The 20,135-nt window shown below is 62.5% G+C and carries 17 protein-coding genes; 8 read left to right on the top strand and 9 right to left on the bottom strand.

The genetic code is table 11. From position 1 onward, the window contains the following. Together nuoK and BHD07_RS10335 are read right to left on the bottom strand one after the other, a co-directional pair. Entirely contained in the window at positions 1 to 303 is a 303-nt protein-coding gene (gene nuoK, locus BHD07_RS10330) for an NADH-quinone oxidoreductase subunit NuoK (RefSeq protein ID WP_100673253.1), read from the bottom strand. Beyond that, the gene (locus BHD07_RS10335) at positions 303 to 803 is read right to left on the bottom strand and encodes an NADH-quinone oxidoreductase subunit J family protein (RefSeq protein WP_102763241.1); all 501 of its coding nucleotides are present in this window, start codon (positions 801 to 803) and stop codon (positions 303 to 305) included. The genes nuoK and BHD07_RS10335 overlap by 1 nt, the downstream gene beginning before the upstream one ends. 295 nt (positions 804 to 1,098) lie before the next feature. Between BHD07_RS10335 and BHD07_RS10340 the strand changes: the two genes are divergently transcribed. The 8 genes from BHD07_RS10340 (at position 1,099) to BHD07_RS10375 (ending at position 12,988) form a co-directional block, all read left to right on the top strand. Next, complete coding sequence (locus BHD07_RS10340) at positions 1,099 to 1,770, top strand: protein-L-isoaspartate(D-aspartate) O-methyltransferase (RefSeq protein ID WP_275598241.1); 672 nt, start codon at positions 1,099 to 1,101, stop codon at positions 1,768 to 1,770. A 145-nt stretch (positions 1,771 to 1,915) separates the two neighbouring features. Next, on the top strand, positions 1,916 to 5,131 hold the full coding sequence (locus tag BHD07_RS10345; RefSeq protein ID WP_338279735.1) for a sensor domain-containing protein: 3,216 nt from the start codon (positions 1,916 to 1,918) through the stop codon (positions 5,129 to 5,131). Positions 5,132 to 5,319: 188 nt separating this feature from the next. Then, positions 5,320 to 6,003, top strand: a complete 684-nt coding sequence (locus BHD07_RS10350) for a LuxR C-terminal-related transcriptional regulator (protein ID WP_018096365.1) — start codon at positions 5,320 to 5,322, stop codon at positions 6,001 to 6,003. 177 nt (positions 6,004 to 6,180) lie between these two features. Beyond that, positions 6,181 to 7,542, top strand: a complete 1,362-nt coding sequence (locus tag BHD07_RS10355) for a protein-glutamate O-methyltransferase CheR (protein WP_338279739.1) — start codon at positions 6,181 to 6,183, stop codon at positions 7,540 to 7,542. After that, a complete protein-coding gene (locus tag BHD07_RS10360) occupies positions 7,539 to 8,207 on the top strand; it encodes a chemotaxis protein CheW (RefSeq protein ID WP_338279741.1) in 669 nt (222 codons plus the stop codon). The genes BHD07_RS10355 and BHD07_RS10360 overlap by 4 nt, the downstream gene beginning before the upstream one ends. Continuing rightward, positions 8,185 to 9,825, top strand: coding sequence for a methyl-accepting chemotaxis protein (locus BHD07_RS10365; protein ID WP_338279743.1), 1,641 nt, complete (start codon positions 8,185 to 8,187; stop codon positions 9,823 to 9,825). The genes BHD07_RS10360 and BHD07_RS10365 overlap by 23 nt, the downstream gene beginning before the upstream one ends. Next, positions 9,812 to 11,938 (top strand): hybrid sensor histidine kinase/response regulator, encoded by a 2,127-nt coding sequence (locus BHD07_RS10370; protein WP_338279745.1) that lies wholly within the window; start codon positions 9,812 to 9,814, stop codon positions 11,936 to 11,938. Before BHD07_RS10365 ends, BHD07_RS10370 begins: the two co-directional genes overlap by 14 nt. A 9-nt stretch (positions 11,939 to 11,947) precedes the next feature. Beyond that, the gene (locus BHD07_RS10375) at positions 11,948 to 12,988 is read left to right on the top strand and encodes a chemotaxis protein CheB (protein ID WP_338279747.1); all 1,041 of its coding nucleotides are present in this window, start codon (positions 11,948 to 11,950) and stop codon (positions 12,986 to 12,988) included. Between the two features lie 77 nt (positions 12,989 to 13,065). Here BHD07_RS10375 and BHD07_RS10380 read toward each other — a convergent pair whose 3' ends face one another. From BHD07_RS10380 to cpaB, 7 genes are all read right to left on the bottom strand, one after another. Then, positions 13,066 to 14,031 (bottom strand): type II secretion system F family protein, encoded by a 966-nt coding sequence (locus tag BHD07_RS10380; protein WP_338279749.1) that lies wholly within the window; start codon positions 14,029 to 14,031, stop codon positions 13,066 to 13,068. A gap of 9 nt (positions 14,032 to 14,040) precedes the next feature. Next, the gene (locus BHD07_RS10385) at positions 14,041 to 15,042 is read right to left on the bottom strand and encodes a type II secretion system F family protein (protein ID WP_338279752.1); all 1,002 of its coding nucleotides are present in this window, start codon (positions 15,040 to 15,042) and stop codon (positions 14,041 to 14,043) included. A 28-nt stretch (positions 15,043 to 15,070) separates the two neighbouring features. Continuing rightward, positions 15,071 to 16,513, bottom strand: coding sequence for a CpaF family protein (locus BHD07_RS10390; RefSeq protein WP_338279754.1), 1,443 nt, complete (start codon positions 16,511 to 16,513; stop codon positions 15,071 to 15,073). A 94-nt stretch (positions 16,514 to 16,607) separates the two neighbouring features. After that, the gene (locus BHD07_RS10395; RefSeq protein ID WP_100673449.1) at positions 16,608 to 16,778 is read right to left on the bottom strand and encodes a Flp family type IVb pilin; all 171 of its coding nucleotides are present in this window, start codon (positions 16,776 to 16,778) and stop codon (positions 16,608 to 16,610) included. A gap of 336 nt (positions 16,779 to 17,114) precedes the next feature. Then, entirely contained in the window at positions 17,115 to 17,540 is a 426-nt protein-coding gene (locus tag BHD07_RS10400) for a TadE/TadG family type IV pilus assembly protein (protein ID WP_338279758.1), read from the bottom strand. Beyond that, positions 17,537 to 19,279, bottom strand: coding sequence for an AAA family ATPase (locus tag BHD07_RS10405; protein WP_338279760.1), 1,743 nt, complete (start codon positions 19,277 to 19,279; stop codon positions 17,537 to 17,539). Before BHD07_RS10405 ends, BHD07_RS10400 begins: the two co-directional genes overlap by 4 nt. Positions 19,280 to 19,301: 22 nt before the next feature. Continuing rightward, positions 19,302 to 20,093, bottom strand: a complete 792-nt coding sequence (cpaB, locus tag BHD07_RS10410) for a Flp pilus assembly protein CpaB (RefSeq protein WP_338279762.1) — start codon at positions 20,091 to 20,093, stop codon at positions 19,302 to 19,304. Positions 20,094 to 20,135 lie beyond the last annotated feature (42 nt).

A 20,135-nucleotide genomic window follows, 5' to 3' on the forward strand; every position in this document is an offset into this window, starting at 1 on the left:
CTATCCTTTCATAATGGTGACGTCGTCTACCTTGAGGGTGGACTTGTTCCTCACCAGCGCGACCAATATACCGAGGGCCACGGCAACCTCCGCCGCGGTGATCGCGATGACAAAGATCGCGAAGATCTGTCCGCGGAAGTCGTCGTAGTACTGGGCGAAGGCGATGAAATTGATGTTGACCGAATTGAGCAGCAGCTCCAGCGACATCAGCACGATCAGGATATTGCGCCTCAGCAGGACGCCCCCCGCCCCAATCACGAACAGGGCCACTCCGAGCAGGATCGACCACCAGAGCGGGACCATCAGCCAGGTTCCTTCCGCGCCAGCACGATGGCGCCGACGAGGGCCGCGAGCAGGATGACCGAGGCGACTTCGAACGGCAGGAGATAGTCGGAGAAGAGCGTCTTGCTGAGATCCCTGATCGCATCGCCGCCGCGCTCGGCAACGGGCGGCGTTGCGGTGAAGCGATCGCTCCAGAGCACCAGCACGACCATCTCGGCACCGAGCAGGACGAGCAGCGCGAGCGCCGGCAGGTTGCCGCCCGGCATGAAGCGCTGCAGCACCGCTTCGCGCACGTCGACCATCATGATCACGAACAGGAACAGGACCATGATCGCGCCGACATAGACGAAGATCTGGATGACCGCGAGCAGCGGCGCACCGAGCATGACGAAGATTGCCGAAATCTGCAGGAAGCACGCCATCAGCGCCAATGCGCTGTGAACCGGATTGCGCGCCAGAACCAGTGTCAGGGCTGTGACCACGGACACCGTAGCGAACAGAAGAAAGAACCCCTGATGCATCGACGCCGACCTTTCGCCACGAACTCTCGGCGCAAGACGGCCGGAGTCGAGATAGCGCCGCACTCACAAATTGTGCCCTAGTATCGGGTCTTTCACAAGATTATTGTCGCTTTGACAAATCCCCGATGCTCTGTCCGCGCTTGCGCGACCGTCGGCTTACACCTTCTGAGATTGCCTACGACGCGCCGGATCGCTCAGCCCATTGTTGCCATTTGATCTTGCTATTGCATGTCGGTCACCCTTTAATGTCTAGAGGCCCATTTGCCGGCCGACTGGCTGAGGAGAGCCCGCCCTCATGAAGCCAATGAACGAAGAGCATCTCGCGGTTCTGCGCAGGCACATGGTCGAGGTTGTCGCAATCTATGCCGACCTTGCAAGCGAAGAACTCGGCAAGGCGGCGCTCGACGAACGGGTGATGGCAGCGATGCTGCGGGTGCCCCGGCATCTTTTCGTGCCGGTCCCGGCTGCGCCCTTTGCCTACCAGGACATGCCGCTTCCGATCGGCTTCGATAAGACCGTGTCGCAGCCCTTCATGGTCGCTCTCATGACCGATCTCCTTGCTCCCCAACCGCATGAGGCCGTGCTCGAGATCGGCACCGGCCTGGGCTACCAAACCGCAATCCTCGCGCAACTCGCCGGCCAAGTTTGGAGCGTCGAGATCATCGAGGAATTCGCAGGTCAGGCCGAAGCTCTCCTGCACGGCCTCGGCATGTCGAATGTCGGCATTCGTATCGGCGATGGTTCTCGCGGCTGGCCCGAGCACGCTCCGTTCGACAAGATCCTCGTCACGGCGGCGGCTGAGCAGCCGCCCCCGGCTTTGCTCGAGCAGCTCAAGCCAATGGGCCGCCTTGTTCTTCCTGTCGGCTCGGAAGAACAGGTGCTGACCGTCATCGACAAGGATTCCGCCGGGCAATTCGCGGCGCGGCAACTGATCCCGGTTCGGTTCAGCCGGCTCGAAGCGGCCTAAGCGCGCGCCTATTCTTGAAGCACAAGGGGCTCGTGTCTTTCTCCGGGAACAATTTACGGTCGCGAGCAGTTGACCCAGGTTGCACAACCTAGCGGGGGCTTTCTTCCAATGCGATACAGCGCCTCACCAATCTGAGTGTCGTGTCATGAACGCACCGACGCCCGAACCGCCCTCCCGTAGGCCCCATGATCTCTTTCACCGGCTTATGGATGGCATTGCCGAAGCGGTAATCGTCAAGGACGATGCGTCACGGTTCGTCTTCATCAACGACGCGGCTTGCGAGCTTCTGGGCAAAGACCGGAACCAGCTCATAGGACGGACCGACCACGACATATTACTGCGGGAGCAGGCAGACAGGATCGTCTCGCTTGACAGGGTCGTGCTTTCGACGGGTGAAGGCCACGAGCTCGAAGAGCAAATCACGACGCCAGATGGGAGACAGCGCACGCTCCTGACGAAAAAACGGTGCGTGAGCATTCCCGCCGGTCCGACCGAGGAAAAGTTCGTGGTCGTGACGATCGTGGATATCACCGACCTGCGCAGGACCGAAGAAACTCTCCGAGCAAGCGAGGAGCACTATCGCTCTCTGGTCGACCTTCACCCGCAGGTTCCCTGGACCGCAAACACGGCGGGAGAGGTCCTGGAGGTTGGCCCACGATGGAGCGACCTGACTGGCCTGGGCGAAAAAGAAACGCTCGGCAGTGGATGGGCCAAAGCCGTTCATCCGCAGGACGCGCAATCTTTGGAAGAGAAATGGCACCGCTCCCTGGCAAGCGGCGCACCATTCGACTGCGAATACAGGCTTTTGACCCGGACCGGCCATTATCGCTGGTTCCGCGCTCGCGCAGCCGCAAAGCGAGACGCGGATGGAAAAATCGTGCGCTGGTACGGCCTCCTGGAAGATATCGACGAAAGGCGACGCGCCGCCGACGCCTTGCGCGAAAGCGAGGCCCGCTTTCGAGCCATCGCTGACAACGCGCCCGTGATGATCTGGGTTGCCGACCCCACAGGCGACACGAGCTTCTTCAATCGCTTGTGGTTGGAAACGACGGGCCAAACAGAGGCCGAGGCGCTCGGTTTCGGTTGGGTCGACGTCATCCATCCCGATGATCGGCAGGCAGTCCAGGAAATATTCTTCAGGGCGACTGCGGGCAAGGAACCGGTGCACAGCGAGTACCGGTTGCGACGAGCCGATGGAAGCTGGGCATGGGTCATCGACGTCGGGCAACCGCGCTTCTCCGCCGACGGAACGTTCCTCGGATATGTCGGGTCCGTTCTCGACATCACGGAACGGCGAGCCGCGGAGGTAGCTCAGCAGGAAGCTCAGGCGTTTATCAGAAGCATTTTTGACAGCAGTCCTGACTGTGTGCGCGTGCTCGACATGGAGGGACGGCCGCTGCTCATGAACGAGGCCGGGCGGCGTATCTTCGGACTGGATGAGGGTGCTCCGGTGACGGGGCAGACATGGGACTCCATCGGGCGAGCTTCCGACGCCGACAAGGTCGAGGCCGCCTGGGAAAGCGTCAGACGCGGGGAGACAGCGCGTTTCGAGATTTCCGTTCGGGATGCCGGCGGTGAAGAAAGATGCATGGACGTGATTTCGGCCCCGATCACGGACCATCGAGGAAAACCGTTCAGAATCCTGTCGATCTGGCGCGACATTACCGATGCGAAGCGAGCAAGCGACGAAATCAGTCGTGCGCAAAGGCATGCCGAAGCCGCTGCCGACCAACTTTCTTCGGTACTCGAGAGCACCATGGACAGCGTCATGCTGCTCGACGCCGACTGGCGCGTGCGCTATCTCAACGAGAACGCCCGCAAGCTCCTGCAGGTCGGAGACGAGGCGCTGGGAAGAGTGTTCTGGAAGCTCTTCCCCGAAGAGGAAAAGGGGAGCTTCGCCAAGCATTGCCGCGAAGTGATGGACCGCCGGGTCCGCTCCTTTTTCGAGGACCATTTGTCGTCGCTCGGCCGGTGGGTCGAAGCGAATGCATCCCCGACGCAAGACGGCATTTCCATTTTCTGCCGAGACATAACCGAGCGGCGTCGCGCGGAAGAGGACACGCTGCTGGCCCAAAAGCAGATCGCGCATATGGCCAGGCACGACATGCTTACGGGCCTCGCGAACCGGATGTTCTTCCGAGAATGCTTCGAGCAGGCGCTGAACGAGAGCGGCCATGCGCGTATGGCAGTGCTGTGCCTGGACCTGGACGGCTTCAAAGCCGTCAACGACACGCTCGGCCATCCCGCCGGCGACGCTTTACTGCGTCAGGTCTCTCAAAGACTGATCCAATCCGTCAGAACCACGGAGACCGTCGCGCGACTTGGGGGTGACGAATTCGCCATAATACAACCTTTGACGAAGTCACGTGACGAAGCGTTCCGCCTCGCACAGCGGATGATCGATACCCTTTCCGAACCCTTCAGCATCGAGGGCGTCGCCGCAACTGTGGGGACGAGCATCGGGATTGCCTTTGCGCCGGAAGACGGAACCTCTGCAGATGAGCTGATCAAGGCGGCCGACATCGCGCTCTACAGTGCGAAATCCAGCGGCCGCGGCACCTACAAGCTCTTCGACGTGGCGATGCATGCGCAGCTGCAAGCACACCAGCAGATGAAGATCGCAATGCGGGATGCGCTGGCGAGGGGAGAGTTCGAGCTGCATTATCAGCCGCTGGTGAGCCTGGAGTCGCGCTGCGTGAGCTGCTGCGAGGCGTTGCTGCGGTGGCGACACCCTCAACGGGGAATGATCGCGCCGGCCGAATTCATTCCGATTGCCGAAGAGACCGGCTTGATCGTTCCGATCGGCGAATGGATTCTGGGTGAGGCATGTGGACAAGCCGCGCGCTGGCCTGAACATGTGAGCGTCGCCGTAAACCTCTCCCCTGTCCAGTTCAAGCATCGCAACCTGGTGAGGGCCGTCGCCAACGCCCTTTCCGCCACCAGACTTAATCCCGCTCGTCTGCAATTGGAGATCACCGAGACGGTTCTGCTGGATGAGAGCGAGCATAACCTAGAGCTGCTACAGGACCTGCGAAGGCTCGGCGTCAAGATCGCGATGGACGATTTCGGAACGGGCTATTCGTCACTTGGGTACCTGCGCAGCTTTCCCTTCGACAAGATCAAGGTCGATCAGGCCTTCGTCCGGGACCTGCCGCACGGCAAGGAGTCGCTCGCGATCGTCAAGGCCGTCGCCGGCCTTGGGCAGAGCCTTGGCATGACGACAACGGTCGAGGGCGTCGAAACGGAGGATCAGCTGGCGGTGGTGAATTCGGAAGGCTTCAATGAGGTGCAGGGTTACCTCTTTTCGCGCCCCCTGCCCGCCGCGGAAATCTCCAAGCTGATCGCAGCCGGTTTCCTCTAACTCGAATGGCGTAGTTTCCGAGCAGGGCAGGAATTAGCCCTACACGTCGCGCGGCGTGTGTGGCACAATCCAATTACTACTGCTCATTGATCGAAATGACGGGAACTCATTCGCCGAGACGATCGTTAGTTGCAAGTCGAGCCGGGTTCGGAAACCCGTGGCGTGAGCCAGCGAGCGGGGATAGCGTAATGAATGCCTCAGGCGTCGCACTTATTGCCGATGACGATGAATTCTTCAGGATTGCGCTTGGCTTCATTTTGAAGAGCAAATTGCGCTTTACCGAGATTATCGAGACCGGGTCACTCGACGAGGCGATCGAGAGGCTTTCCGAGCGCGAAGACGTCTCGCTGGCATTGTTCGATCTGGCGATGCCGGGCATGCAAAGCGTCGCCAGCCTTGCTGCCGTGCGCGACGTCCACCCGGATTTGAAAGTCGCGGTCGTTTCGGCATCGTCGCGCCGATCGGATATCCTCTCCGCCCTGACTGCAGGCATAAACGGTTATGTCCCCAAGGGCCTTGGCGCCACCGACCTCGCCGAAGCAGTTCGCGCCATTCTCAACGGAGCGGTCTATGTCCCTCCCTCCATTGCAGGCCGCGCCTCCCCTTCCGAAGCAGAGACGCCAGCGCCTGGCGCGGGAGACCAGAACGAACGCCGCCGTACAATCGAATTCCTTACGCCGAGGCAGCGCGAAGTCTTGCAGCTCCTTGTACAGGGGTTCTCGAACAAGGAAATCGCCCGCAAGCTGAAACTCGGCGAAGGCACCGTGAAGATCCACATGGCAGCATTATTCCGAAGCCTGCGGGTCAGGAACCGCCAGGAGGCGGCCGCGGCCGGGGCGCGCCTTTTGCCGATGACCGAAAACCGACAATAGTCCGCTTGGATAGGCCGCCCTCTAGGTCATCCGGACGAATAGCGCAAATACACGCCAGGACGTAGTGACGACAGCAGTCAATGTATGTGGAACGATAATGCGCCAGCCGGTTTTGACAGAGAGTTTCATCCCGACGCCGCTTCGCGCCTGTCCGGCACACGGGCAACGAGGTGTCCAGTGAACAGGCGCCGCCCCTCGTTGGAGCTCGCTGAACAGGTTGCAGGCAAGATCGGCCTGAGCTTCTCGGCATCCCGGAAAGAAGCCGTCGCCACGGCGATAGAGCGGGTGATGGTGCGGCGCCGCATTGGCGAGGGCCGCTCGCTTCTCGACCGGCTGGGATTGGACGAGTATTTGACAGATGACGTGATCTCTGCGGTTACGGTCGCCGAGACGCATTTCTTCCGGGGACCCGAGCAATTCGAACTGATACGGCAGACAATTCTCCCGGAACTGCTGCGACGGCGGTCCGGGGGGCCTCCTCTGCGGTTCTGGAGCCTCGGCTGCGCGACGGGTGAGGAACCCTATTCCCTTGCCGTTCTCTGCGAAGAGGAGGGCCTCCTGAACGATGTCCGGATCGATGCAGCCGACATTTCGAGGAGGGTACTCGCTGCGGCCAAGGCTGCCGAATACGGCGAGTGGGCCTTGAGGAATACGGACCCGAGGCTGAGGCAACGTTACTTCACTTCGTGCGAGGGGCGTTTTCGACTGAACGAGCGATTGCGCCGGCAGGTTGACTTCGCTCATCTGAACCTCGGCACCGACGCGCTTCCGGCTCCGGAAAAGCGATTGGCTGACTTCGACTTGATCCTTTGCCGCAACGTGCTCGTCTATCTCGAGGCGAGCGCGGTGCGCCGCATCGCCCGTCAGCTTCTGGCCTGCCTTTCCGATGGCGGCTGGCTGCTGACGGCCCCGACCGACCCGCCCCTGTGGAAATACGCCCCCTTCGAGACGTCGATCACGCCCGCGGGCATTGTCTACCGCCGCATCATGGCTCCGGACGCACGTAAGAGCCCGACCGCGTGCCTCGCTCCCGTTCGGCGCCAGACCGGCAACCCGGCCGCGTGCGTTCCGCCCGCCCGGGCTCGCGCCGCGGCCTCGCGAAAAACGACCGGCGACGATACGGCCAAGGCCATCGCGCGGCAAATCCGATCGCGTTTCGACCTGGGTGAGCCCCTTGAGGCAGCGCGCCTTGCCGCGCGAGCGATCGAGAGGCATCCGCTATCCGCGGAACTGCACTTCCTCGAAGGTGTCTCCCGGATGGCCAGCGGCGAGACCGACGCGGCGACGGCGGCACTCCGGCGGGTGGCCTATCTCGACGGCAAACTGGCGGCTGCACAGTTCTTCCTCGGTGTCTGCCTCAAGGACAGCGATCCGCAGGCGGCCCTGCGCGCCCTCGAAAATGCGCTCTCGTCCTGCCTCTCTCGTTCGCCGCGCGAACACGTTGCGTTGATGCCCGAGGCGACGGCCGGACATCTGGCGCAGCGCGCACGGCGAGAGATCGCCACGATACGCCAACATCTCGGGAGCGAAGCCGGATGAAGACACCTTCCCGCCCCCCCACCCGTCCGCTCGACTGGACCGCCGTCAGAAGCCGTATGGCAGCCGCGATAGAACAGACGGAGGCGCTTCTGGAAGCGGCACAACAGGATTCGGAAGCGCAGTACGTGCAACGATCACCCCGCGTGGCCGTTGACGTATCCGCCGGGCAAAGCGAAGAACAGGCCGTCGATCTCGTGATCTTCGTGCTGGGGGATCGGCAGTTTGCCCTGGAGATCCGCTTCGTTTGCGAAATCGTTTCGAGGGCACGCGTCACCCCGCTCCCTGGAATGCCCCCGCATGCCTGTGGCGTTTACGACCTGCGCGGTCAGCTGCTTCCCGTATTCGATCTGCGCGGACCGCTGGATCTCCCGCAACTGGCCGGCATCGCCAATGACTGGGCGATCGTGTGCGGGCGGGAACGGCCCGAATTCCTGATCCTTTCCGAAGCCGCCCCAGAAATATCGACGCTCCCGCTGGAGGAAATTCGCGCAGCGGAGCCCGCTGCGGGCATAGCTTGGCATTGGGCGACGACGAAAGCCGGGGCGGTCATTCTCGACGGCCGACTGCTTTTGGAGGATCGCCGCTTCTTTCTTGATGATGGGCAGATCACCGCCAGCGACGAGACGGAAAGGACCGAGTTTCATGAGTCCCCGACCAGCAAATAGCCTCTATGGCGCATTGGGGTTGGCAATGCTCCTATTCTTAGCAGCATCGGCGCTGCTCGTCGGGTCCAGTTTCATTGCTCTGGAACGCGTCCAGGCGGATCTTGCGGCGACGTCCTCGCTCGGCAAGGAACGGCTGGCTTACCAGATGATCTACACGGCCAGTCACCTGGAACGAGCCGAGGGTCCGGCTCGGGCCGCTGTTGCCGACGAACTGCGCCGCTTGATGGATCGCAATGAGCGGCTTCTTGCAAGTCTGGCGAATAGCGAAGAAGGGATCGGACTGGCGGCAGCGGACGAACCTGCTGCCCTCACGCAGCTCGAACAAGCCCGCCAACTATGGCGGGATGAAATCAGGCCCGCTCTGGAAAGCGCCATGGCCAGCGCACCGCTCAGCCGCGGCGCGTTGGACGAGCTGGATCCGGAGATCAGAGCGTTTGCGGCGCGTCTGGACGGATTGATCAGCCGCATCGAACATGCCGGAGCCACCCGGCTTCAGCGCTCCCAATTGCTGCAGTTCGGTTTTTCGGCTCTCGCCCTGCTGGTGCTCCTTCAGGTGCTGAGGGTCGGGCGCCGTCTGGCCCGCCGCACGCGCGCGCTCGCGGTGCTGGCGGAAAAGGTCAGCGCCGGTGACCTGGCGCAGAAGGCGTCGGTCGACGGCAGCGACGAGCTCGCAGTTCTCGGCGCCTCCTTCAATGCGATGACAGAGAGGCTCGCCGGTATGATCGACAACGAGCGGGGCAGCAGGGAGAGGCTCGAGAAGTTGCTCGCCACGATTTCGGAAACGGCGCAACACCTCTCATCGTCAGCTGCCGAGATTCTCGCCGGCACCACGCAACAGGTCGAAGGCATGCGCGAGCAGTCCTCGGCCGTTGCCCAGACGGTCACGAGCGTCGATGAGGTATTGCAGACTTCAGAACAGGCGGCGCAGCGCGCGCAGCAGGTTGCCGCCTCCTACGACAACGCCGTCAAGATCAGCAATGAGGGCCGCAGAGCGCTGGACGACACGGTGCAGGTAATGAATGCCGTCAGCGCGCGGACGGAAACGATTGCTGCGGATATTCTCTCGCTTGCGGAAAACAGCCTCGAGATCGGCGAAATCGTGTCGGTCGTTGCCGAGATCGCGGACCAGACGAACCTCCTGGCATTGAATGCTGCGATCGAGGCATCGCGCGCCGGTGAACACGGCAGGGGCTTCAATGTCGTCGCCAGCGAGATCCGGACGCTTGCCGACCAGTCGAAGGCTGCGACCACCAGGGTCCGCCGCATTCTCATGGAAATCCAGAAATCGACAAACTCCGCGGTCATCGGCGCCGAGGATGGATCCAAGAGCGTCAGCCGTGCGCTCGAGACGGTCAGCGAAGCGGGCGAGACCATCCGGCAATTGGAGGCGATCGTAGACGACTCCGCGCGATCGGTCGCTCAGATCGCCGCGTCGGCGGGTCAGCAGCGCGCCGGCATGAAGCAGATTCACGAAGCGATGCATTACATCGAACAGACCAGCAGCCAGAACCTCTCGGCGATACGGCAGGCCGAGGAGGCCGCGAAGGACTTGAACGAACTCGGCTCAAGGCTGAAGGAAATGCTCACCGACCACGGCAGCGAACATGATAACACCTGAAGAACTCGACCCCGGCTTATTGACCATGTTCACTCAGGAGGTGCGGGAACGTGCGTCGGAGATGGAGAACGCCGTGCTGGCAATTGAGGCGTCCGGCGATGCGGATCGGAAACGGCATCTGCAGGAACAGCTTCTAAGGGTGGCGCATAGCCTCAAGGGTGCCGCCGGCCTGCTTCAGGTGCGCGGCGTGGAAACGATTTGTCACTGGATGGAGGAAATTCTCTCGATCGCTGCGAATGAACGGCTTGTGCTCGAAAGATCGAGGCTGGACCTGCTGCTGTCGGCTGCGGACGCGATCAGGGACGCGGCCAATCTGCTTGAGGGCGGCGAGATCCCCTCTCCCGCGCATGGCGAGGACGTGGTCGAAAAGCTGAAGTCCATCGCAAGCGCGGGTTCCCATGACGGCATGAAAGAAGCGCACCACCATCCGCCCGTGCCTGAGCCGGAGATCGCCATTCGCACCACCGACACCGACGGTTCCATGCGCGTCTCCGCCGCGCGCCTCGATGCACTCCTTTACAGGAGCGGTGAGATGCTCACCTTCAATGGCGTCATGCGGCGTCATGCCGAGCAGGCCTCTTCGCTGCGCGAGGAAGCAAGGAAAATGCGCGCACCGGGCTCTGAACCCGCCGGACAGGTGGCGCGTGTCGAAAGCGGACTGCGTCAGCTCGCGGCATTCCTTCGCCAGGATGTTCGCCTGATGCAAAGTGCGGTGACCGCACTCGACGAAGAGATCAGGCTAGCGCGCACACAGCCCTTTGCGGAGGCGTGCAAGGGCCTTGGCCGAATCATCCGGGACGTGGCGGCGGCATCGGGGAAACGGGCAGAACTGGAGATCAGGGGCGGAGAGATCGAAGTCGATCGCTCCGTCATTTCAGCGCTGCAGGATTCGCTGCGCCATCTCGTCCGCAACGCCGTTGCGCATGGAATCCAGACGCCGGAAGAGCGTCGGGCGGCAGGACAGCCGGAAACGGGCAGCATCCTGGTTTCGGCCGCCATGCGCGGAAACCGGATGGAGGTTCGTGTCGAAGACGACGGCCGCGGCCTGAATTTGGCTTTGCTGAGTGCGGCGACAGGCGAAAGCCCTCAAAACAGGCAACCCGAAGCGGATCTCCTGCGGCGTGTCTTCGAGCCGGGCGTCTCCACCTCGGCGACCGTCACCAGCCTCTCAGGGCGCGGCATAGGTCTCGACATCGTGAAAAGCAATGTGGAAAAGCTACGCGGCGCGGTCGACGTTTCGCAGGTACCGACCGGCGGTGCTGCCTTTACCCTCACCCTGCCTCTGACCCTTGCAACGGTTCGTGTTCTGGAAGTCCTTGCAGGAGGACATGTGTTCACGATCGACACCACGTCCGTCCAGCGCGTCATCCGGATCGGCAGGGGGGACTTCACGCTGGTGGAGGACAGGGATTTCGTCCGTACCCCCGCCGGTCCGATGCCCTTCGTCGATCTTTCGCTTTGGCTCCGCCTCCAGCCGAACCGGAGCGACGCGAGCGAAACCATCCCGGCAGTGGTTGTCGACTCGCCGGGCGGGCCCATGGCAGTGCTCGTCGACGAAATCACCGGGGAACAGGAACTGCTCACACGATCGCTCGGCCCGCGCCTGGCAAATGTCCGGCGTTACAACGGTGGAATGGTGCTCCCCGACGGGCGCATCGCCCTCCTCCTGAACGTCGCAGCCCTCGCCGAAGCTGCAGCCGAGGTGCGGCCTCGCAAGAGCGTCGTCGGGCGCCGGCCCGTTGCGGCCGCTCGTCGGAAAGTCCTTGTCGTCGACGATTCGAAATATGTTCGAACATTGGTGAAGCTCATACTGGAGGGCGCCGGATACGATGTGACCATGGCGACCGACGGCACGGAAGCGTTGAAGCAGCTTCGCGACCATGGAGCCGACGTGGTCGTAGCCGATGTCGATATGCCGTCCATGAATGGCTTCGAGCTGACCCGGGCCATTCGCCAGTCGGACCGCCTTACCGGCACGCCCGTCGTACTCGTCACCGGGCGGGAATCCCTTGAAGACAAGTTGAAGGGACTGCGCGCCGGCGCAAACGCCTACCTGAGGAAGGATCAGTTCGATGCGCACGACTTCCTGGAAACAATGCGGCAGGTCGTTTGAGGGAAGAGGATGGTACGCATTCTTCTCGCGACATCCACGCACGAGCTTGAAGATCTCGTAAAGAGGGCGATCGAGGGGGACGCCTCTGCGGAGCTCGTCCTCATCGCAAGAAACGGGAGAGACGCCGTTAGAATGACCGGCGAACTCCTGCCGGACATTGTCGCACTGGAACTTAGCCCTTCCGGGGATGACAGCGCAGAAACGGTCAGGGAGATAATGATCGCGGCACCGACGCCGGTCGTTTTGCTCTCACATCAGGACGGCTCGCAGCTCGGGACCATTTCGGCGCGGGCGCTCGAAGCGGGCGCTCTCGCGGTCATCCCGACTCCGGCCGCCCACGGCATGCCGCTCGAACAGCCGGCAATAGAAAAGTTTCTCTCGACGATCAAGGCCATGTCGCAGGTAAAGGTCGTCCGGCAATGGCGCCAGAAAGCCCGCGGAGATCGCGCGGCCAAAGACCAACCGCCGGCGGCAGGGACGCCGATCGGAATCGTGGCAATCGCGGCCTCGACCGGTGGGCCGGCGGCGATCCGTTCGATACTCAGAGACCTCTCAGCCGATTTCCCGGTGCCGATTCTCATCGTACAGCACATGTCGAGCGGCTTCATCGAAGGCGTTGCCGCCTCTCTCGACGCGACCGTGCCGCTCAAGGTGAAGGTCGCCAGGAACGGAGAGCTTCTCAAGCCCGGCACCGTCTACCTCGCACCGGACAATTATCAGCTCGGCGTCTCGGGCAGATCGCGCCTACGCGTCTCGGACGATGCTCCGGTCAACGGCTTCAAGCCGTCCGGATCCTACCTCTTCGGCTCGATCGCGCGCGCCTTCAAGGGGGAGTCGCTCGCGGTCATCCTGACCGGAATGGGCGATGACGGGACGGAGGGGCTTCGGGCGCTGCGCATGGCGGGCGGCAAGGCGATCGCGCAGGACGAGAAGAGTTCGGTGGTCTTCGGCATGCCGAAGTCGGCGATCGGTGCTGGCCTCGTGGACCTGGTGCTGCCGCTGGAAAGCATAGCCGAGAACATCGCTTCCATCGCCCGGGGACGGAGCTAACCGGGAGGAGTAAACAAGGACATGAACGTTGTGGGGCCTACGCGTCGGACTTGACGCGCAGCACCACACCGCCCCTCTTAGATGCTCATGATCTGAATAATCGCCGGTGTGATGATCACCGCAAAGAGCACGGGCAGGAAGAACAGGATCATCGGCACGGTGAGCTTGGGCGGGAGAGCGGCCGCTCTTTTCTCGGCCTCGCTCATGCGCATGTCCCGGTTCTCCTGTGCCATCACGCGCAACGCCTGACCAAGCGGCGTGCCGTATTTTTCCGCCTGGATGAGGCTGGTGACGACGGCGCGCACGCCCTCCACTCCGGTTCTCTGCCCTAGGTTTTCGAAGGCCTGTCGCCGGTCCTGCAAGTAGGAAAGCTCCGCCGTCGTAAGCAGGATCTCCTCCGCAGTTTCCGGCGATTGCGTGCCGACCTCCTCGCCAACCTTGCGGAAGGCGCTTTCGATTCCCATGCCGGCTTCAACGGTGATCAACAGCAGGTCCAGCGCCTCCGGCCAGGAACGCCGGATCGACTGCTGCCGCTTGGTGATCCTGTTCCTGATGAAGATCGCGGGAGCGAAATATCCGAACGCGCCCATGGCGGCGGCCATCGCCACCACCAGAAGCAGCGGCGCTTCCGGGCGGACCACCAACAGGATGTAAAGCAGGCAGGCCGTGAAGATGGCAACCGGCGCGATCAGCCGGAAGGCAAGAAAGGCCGTCACCGCGGCATGGCCACGATAGCCTGCCATGCTCAACTTGCGGACGATCTCGCCGTCCTCCGCCTGCTTGGCAAGGCGGAAGCGGTCGACGATCGCCTGAAAGAGCCGCTTCGGCTCCACACGCAAGGATACCTTGCTCTTCTCTTCCAGCCGGGCGCGTTCGCGCTGGCGGATACGCTCGCGTTCGCCCTCCACCTTTCGCATACGCTCCGACAGCGTGTCCCGGAAGACGTAAGGCCAGGAAACGACGACGACCGCTGAAAAGGCGGAGAAGCCGGCCATCATGGCCGCCAACTGTTCCGGGTCTGGGATATGGACGCCAAGGTTCATCTCAAGTTCTCAGAAGTCGAAGTTGATCATCTTGCGCATGACGAGGATGCCGATGCCCATCCACAGGCCGCAGCCAACGAGGACGACCTTGCCGACCGTCGTCGTGAACAGGAGCGTCATGTAGTCAGGGCTCGTGAAATATACGGCGCCGGCGACGAGGAACGGCAGAGCACCGATGATGCCGGCCGAGGACTTCGCCTCCGCACTCATCGCCTTGATCTTGCCCTTCATCTTCTTGCGCTCCCGCAGGACCTTGGAGAGATTTCCCAGCGCTTCCGAGAGGCTACCGCCGGTGCGGCTCTGAATGGCGATGACGATGGCGAAGAAATTGGCTTCGGCGAGCGGCATGCGTTCGCTCATGCGCTTCACGGCCTCGTCCACGGGGATACCCAGCGTCTGGTCCTGAACGATCGAGAGGAATTCGCCCTTGACCGGCTCCTGCGCTTCCGTGGCAATCACCCTCAGGCAATCCGGCATCGGCAGACCTGCCTTAAGCCCTCTGACGATGACGTCGACGGCGTTCGGAAACTCGGCAGTGAACCGGGCAAAGCGCGCATTGCGTTTGATGTTCACATAGAGGTGCGGCAGGAGCAGACCGCCGGCGATGGCGAAACCGACCGACACCAGCGGGCCAAGGCCCAACAGCAGCAGCATCGCGGCCCAGGTGGCCAGCGCAGTGCCGGCACAGACGAGAAAATAGGCCTTGCGGGACCAATGAAGGCCGGACTGACGGAGCCTGGCCGAAAGCGTCACTTTGCCTTTGCGCGCATTCGCCTGGCGCTTCTCCTCTATCTCGCGCAGCGTCTTTTCCACCGACCGGCGCCGGTCGCGGCCATCCGTCTCGGCCGGCTCCGTTCGCTTGTCGTCCACCCGCGCCGAAATGCGCTCGAACCTCTGGCGATAGGCGCTTGCCTTGGAGACACGCGGATAGAACGCCGCCATCATCACACCGCCGATGCTGGTGGATGCCAGGAGGAAAACGAAGGCGGGAAACAGCAAAGAGGTTGCCATCTGTTTTGGCCCTTTGTCAGCGTTTAATTCAAGCGGCGGCCTTCATTTCCGCCGCGTCGAGGGCCGCGGCGAGCCGGGTCTCTTCGCCGTAGTAGCGAGCGCGATCCCAGAATGCCGGCCGCCCTATGCCGGTCGAACGGTGCCTGCCGATGATGTTTCCCTTCTCGTCTTCGCCGAGGATGTCGTAGACGAAGAGGTCCTGCGTCGTGATCACGTCGCCTTCCATGCCGAGCACTTCGGTGATGTGAGTGATCCGGCGCGAACCATCGCGAAGGCGCGCCGCCTGTACGATCACGTCGACCGACGAGACGAGCATCTCCCGGATCGTCTTGGCCGGCAGGGAGCTCCCGCCCATGGTGATCATCGCCTCGACGCGCGCCATCGCCTCGCGCGGGGAGTTGGCGTGGAGTGTTCCCATCGAACCGTCGTGGCCGGTGTTCATCGCCTGCAGCAGGTCGAAGGCCTCGGGCCCGCGCACCTCGCCGACGATGATCCGCTCGGGCCTCATGCGCAGGCAGTTCTTCACGAGGTTGCGCATGGTGATCTCGCCCTGCCCCTCGATGTTCGGCGGCCGCGTTTCGAGGCGCACGACATGCGGTTGCTGCAGTTGAAGCTCCGCCGCATCCTCGCAGGTGATGACGCGCTCGCCGTGCTCTATATAACCGGTCAGGCAGTTCAGCAGCGTTGTCTTGCCTGAGCCGGTTCCGCCGGAAATGAGGACGTTGCAGCGCACGCGTCCGATGATCTTGAGAACCTCGGCGCCCTCCGGCGAGATCGAGCCGAACCGGACCAGCTGGTCGAGGGTCAGCTTTTCCTTCTTGAACTTGCGGATCGTCAGCGTGGGGCCGTCGATTGCCAGGGGAGGCGCGATCACGTTGACACGCGAACCGTCGCCCAGACGCGCGTCGCAGATCGGGCTCGATTCGTCGACGCGCCGGCCAACCTGGCTGACGATGCGCTGGCAGATATTGAGTAGCTGCTCGTTGTCGCGAAAGCGGATCCCCGTCTCCTGCACGCGGCCATTCACCTCGATGAAGACCTGGTTTGCGCCATTGACCATGATGTCAGCGATGTCGTCGCGTGCGAGCAGGGGCTCGAGCGGCCCGTAACCCAGGATGTCGTTGCAGATGTCGCTGAGAAGGTTGTTCTGCTCCGCCATCGAAATGCCGGCCTTCTTGGCCGCGACGATGTCGTTGACGATCGCTCCGATTTCCTTGCGCGCCTGCTCCCCATCCATGCCGGAGAGTGCTGCGACGTCGATCGTCGCGATGAGGGCGCTGAAAATTTCCTTCTTCAAAGCGTAGTAATGCTCGGCTTTGTCGGCCTTATCGGCCTTCTCGGTACCGACCGCGGGAACTTCGACGGGCTTTTGAGACTTCGTCGGCTCCCGCAACGGTTCAGCGTTACCGGGCGCCGGTCGAGCGTCCGCTTCGTGTTTCGTATCTTCGAACAGGGATTTCTTGCCGAACATCGTTGTCGCTCTGCTTGTTGAAAGTCCGTGAGCGTTGAAATGCGAAAGCGGAAGGCAGTGCCTTCCGCTTTCCCTGGCGATCGGCCGCCCCGGATCAGGTGATGTTGAGGGAGGTTGCGATCTTGTTGAAGGCGGCGTTTACGTCGCCGCCGACGAGTCCCACCGAGGTAATGATGGCGACGGCAATAAGGCCGGCAATGAGGCCGTATTCGATTGCCGTGGCGCCGGATTCGTTGCGGGCAAAGCGGGCGAGAAGATTTTTCATGGTTCGGTCCTTCAATGGGTTGGAGAAAGTGCCGAAACCAGGTTCGGCTGTCACAGGGTTGGGCCGGGTTCTGCCTCGTGTCCCGCTTGCTGTGTGGCTCTTATATAGACTTTGTTAACCCTCTTGATCCATTCAGCCTGATGGCCGAGCCGGCGGAGCAAATGGCTCGTCCGGTTGGTCTAGTCCGATCGCCGAAACCTCAATCTGCTTCAGCTTTTCACTGCGGCACGCGGCGGTTCACGGGTTGTTCGGAGACCGATGCACCCGTATCCGAATAGCGATGGCCGCAACCAATCGGGTCGTTGCAAACGCCCCGGGCCGCGCATGGAAATCCGGTCAACCGATCGGGATGCGCCGCGACAGGCTGAGGCTGACGGGGCTTTGGGCGAGACCGGGGACGACGAAGGTAAAGGGATAGCGGATCGACAGCACGCGGAAGGCTATGCCGTCCACCGTCTCCTTGCTGACGGCGATAGTGAGCAGCCTCGGGTCGCCGCTGTGAAAGCTCTCGCGCACCGCCCCAGCCAGCTTGGTCAGTGCTTCGCTGTCCGTAGCATCGCGGGCGATCTGTCCGATCAGCACCCGGCGGGCAGCAACATCGACGGCGTGCGACAGCTCGTTGCGCACGTAAAAGGCGCGGCCGAACTCGAGGATGCCGAAGACGAGCAGCAGCAAAGGCAGGCAGACGAGCGCGAATTCCACCGCCGTAGCGCCTGACTGACTGCGCAACAGGCGGCGAAGGATGGCGGGCGGAGCCCTCATTGGACTTGCACCTGCATGGAGGACCCGAGCTCGAATACGGGAAGTACCGCCGGCAGGGACATCGGCCGATAGGACTTTGCAGCCGCGAGCCGATAATACACGAATTGCGGTTTCGCGTTCGCGCAGGTCACCGTTCCGCATTGCGGCGCGGCCTCAGGGGCGACATCGGCATTTTCCGGGCAGGCGCAGTAGCGCTTCACCGCCGGCACCGCGGCGCTCGCCAGAGCCGGGCTTTGCGCCAGGGTCGAAACGAGCACCTTCTCCACCTGTTCCGCGCCGGGATCGGCCATGGCGGCCTGCGCACCGGCGCGCAGGACATGGTCGATCGTCATCCGCTCGTTGATCGCAAGACCGAGATCGGCCGTCGCTACGAGACCGAGAGCGAGGACCGGCGCAATCAGCGCGAATTCGACTGCCGAAGCACCGGCCTCGGAGGTCTTCAATTCGCCGGCCTTCTTGCTCAGCAAGGATGATGCCTTCGGTTTGCCGCGCTTGAACACTTTCTGCAGCAACGCCTTTAGCCCTTTTTTGCGGATTCGTCGCTCACGCGTCCCGCCGACCCGCCAGGCAAGCGCAACGATGGCCTTCCCGGCCTTGGAATCGGGCGCCGACTCGATGATCAGCCGGCCATTATTGGCCGCAGCGCCGAAGAGAGACGGGTCGAATGACAGCGAGACGCTTTCGTCAAGGTCTACGGCCGCCAGAAAATCTTTCTGTTTGATTTCCTGCAGCTTCGGGGTGCCGACCTTGTTGAGCACCAGACGGGGCGGCGGATCGTTGGGTCGCGCCTTCTTCAGAAAATCGATCAGGTTCTTGGCATTGCGCATGCAGGCAAGATCGGGCGTCGCGGTCACGACGATTTCGTCGGCCTCGAGCAGAACCTTCCTCGTCCACTGCGTGAGGATATGCGGCAGGTCGACGACGACATGCCAGGAGCTCGAGCGAGCGACGTCGAGGAGATGGTCGACATCCTCCTCCCGCAGATGGATGAACTTGTCGAGATCCGTGGTCGCCGGAAGCAGGTGAAGGCGATCCGTATAGCTCACCGCCAGCCGCCGCAGCAGCACGTCGTCCAGCCGATCGGGGCTCTGGAGCACATCCACCATGCCCTGCTTTGCTTCGATATCGAAGTTCAGGCCGAGCGTCCCGGACTGAAGATCGAAATCTGCCAGAAGAACATCGGCATCCACCCGCTTGGACATTGCGTAGGCTACATTGTGTGCGAGTGTCGAGGAGCCGGTTCCGCCCTTCACGCCGACGAATGCAACGATGCGGCCCAGCTTCTCCTCGGTGGAATCGCGAAAGCAGCGGTGTACCGCCGCAACGAAATCCATCGGCTCGAGCGGCATGACGAGGTAGTCGCTGACGCCCGCGTCCAGAAGCTTCTTGTAGAGTCCCACATCGTTGGAGCGGCCGATGACGATGACCTTGGTGCCGGTGACGCACTCCATTGCCAGCGTTTCCAGGGCCTGCATCAGGCAGGCTTCGCTTTCCTCGCTCTCCACCACGACCAGATTCGGCGATGTGACGCCGCCATAGAGCGCCGCCGCCTCTTTGATCCCGCCGGCCTTCACCGTCACGGTGGCACGCGCCATTCGCCGATCGATCGCCGCCGTTGCGACGGCATCTCTTACCGATTCCGACTGGCAGAAGATTGCGATGTCCACCTTCGGAATGGGCAGCAGCGGGGGAGCCGTGGCTGGCAGCGGCGATTCTTTGATTTCGTCAGGCTGTTTCATCGTCAAGGGTTCCGTAAATGGATCAGCTGCCGTCGGAACGGGAGGGAACCTCCACCATCGACATGCGTCCGCCGTTGAAGAAGCGCACCACGCCGCGTCTGGTTCCCTCGGACTCGACGACAGAGGCCTCGTGGTTGTCGGTGATCGCACGAAGTGCGAGCGAGACGGTGCCGGAAGCCTCGGCGGCCGCGACGGCTGCGATCTGTTCCGGATCCACTTCCAGCGTCGCGGTCTTGCCGATGACCGAGGTTCCATCGGCTGCCTGCGAGACGGTCTGATCGACTGCAAGGACGCGAATATTGGACAGGATCGCGCGGCTGACGACCTTGCCGGCGTCGCCGGAGGCGTCCGGGCGGGCGGCGGTGTGAACCACGTCGACGTGATCGTTCGGCAGGATAAATCCGCCGGCCGTGCTTTCGGCCGTGACGCGAACCGCGATCGCCCGCTTTCCCGAAGGCAGCAGACTCGACAGGTAACCCGTGCCACGCTGCGCCAGCTTGTCTTCGCGAATGGGCTCACCGGCAACGAAGTCGCTCAGGGCCAGAGAACCTTTTAGCGCTGTCGTCGCGTCCGGGCGGGAGCTGCGGCTTATGAAGACAGGAGGGATTTCGCCCTCCCACGGCTGCCAGCGCAGGTGACTCTCGTCGATCGCCGCACCGCGCTTGAACTCTGCGGCGGCCACGAGCACCTCCTGCGAAGGCGCTTCCCGAACCTCAGCAACCTTGACCGCGGGCTCTTCGCCGACGCCGAGCGCCAGCCAGGAGGCGGCTCCACCGGATGCCAGTGCGAGCAGGAGAATGACGATACGGATCATGGATTAAACCTCGTCTTGCGCAAGCGGACCGTGGCGCGATCG

The sequence above is a fragment of the Sinorhizobium sp. KGO-5 genome (genome assembly GCF_036245905.1).
Taxonomy (GTDB): domain Bacteria; phylum Pseudomonadota; class Alphaproteobacteria; order Rhizobiales; family Rhizobiaceae; genus Sinorhizobium; species Sinorhizobium meliloti_A.

Coding starts and splice junctions, on each gene's coding strand:
- BHD07_RS10340 (WP_275598241.1), top strand. CDS start 1,099: ATGAAGCCAATGAACGAAGAGCATCTCGCGGTTCTGCGCAGGCACATG.
- BHD07_RS10380 (WP_338279749.1), bottom strand. CDS start 14,031: ATGAACCTTGGCGTCCATATCCCAGACCCGGAACAGTTGGCGGCCATG.
- BHD07_RS10395 (WP_100673449.1), bottom strand. CDS start 16,778: ATGAAAAATCTTCTCGCCCGCTTTGCCCGCAACGAATCCGGCGCCACG.
- BHD07_RS10335 (WP_102763241.1), bottom strand. CDS start 803: ATGCATCAGGGGTTCTTTCTTCTGTTCGCTACGGTGTCCGTGGTCACA.
- BHD07_RS10405 (WP_338279760.1), bottom strand. CDS start 19,279: ATGAAACAGCCTGACGAAATCAAAGAATCGCCGCTGCCAGCCACGGCT.
- BHD07_RS10385 (WP_338279752.1), bottom strand. CDS start 15,042: ATGGCAACCTCTTTGCTGTTTCCCGCCTTCGTTTTCCTCCTGGCATCC.
- BHD07_RS10390 (WP_338279754.1), bottom strand. CDS start 16,513: ATGTTCGGCAAGAAATCCCTGTTCGAAGATACGAAACACGAAGCGGAC.
- BHD07_RS10365 (WP_338279743.1), top strand. CDS start 8,185: ATGAGTCCCCGACCAGCAAATAGCCTCTATGGCGCATTGGGGTTGGCA.
- BHD07_RS10400 (WP_338279758.1), bottom strand. CDS start 17,540: ATGAGGGCTCCGCCCGCCATCCTTCGCCGCCTGTTGCGCAGTCAGTCA.
- nuoK (WP_100673253.1), bottom strand. CDS start 303: ATGGTCCCGCTCTGGTGGTCGATCCTGCTCGGAGTGGCCCTGTTCGTG.
- BHD07_RS10370 (WP_338279745.1), top strand. CDS start 9,812: ATGATAACACCTGAAGAACTCGACCCCGGCTTATTGACCATGTTCACT.
- BHD07_RS10345 (WP_338279735.1), top strand. CDS start 1,916: ATGAACGCACCGACGCCCGAACCGCCCTCCCGTAGGCCCCATGATCTC.
- BHD07_RS10350 (WP_018096365.1), top strand. CDS start 5,320: ATGAATGCCTCAGGCGTCGCACTTATTGCCGATGACGATGAATTCTTC.
- BHD07_RS10375 (WP_338279747.1), top strand. CDS start 11,948: ATGGTACGCATTCTTCTCGCGACATCCACGCACGAGCTTGAAGATCTC.
- cpaB (WP_338279762.1), bottom strand. CDS start 20,093: ATGATCCGTATCGTCATTCTCCTGCTCGCACTGGCATCCGGTGGAGCC.
- BHD07_RS10360 (WP_338279741.1), top strand. CDS start 7,539: ATGAAGACACCTTCCCGCCCCCCCACCCGTCCGCTCGACTGGACCGCC.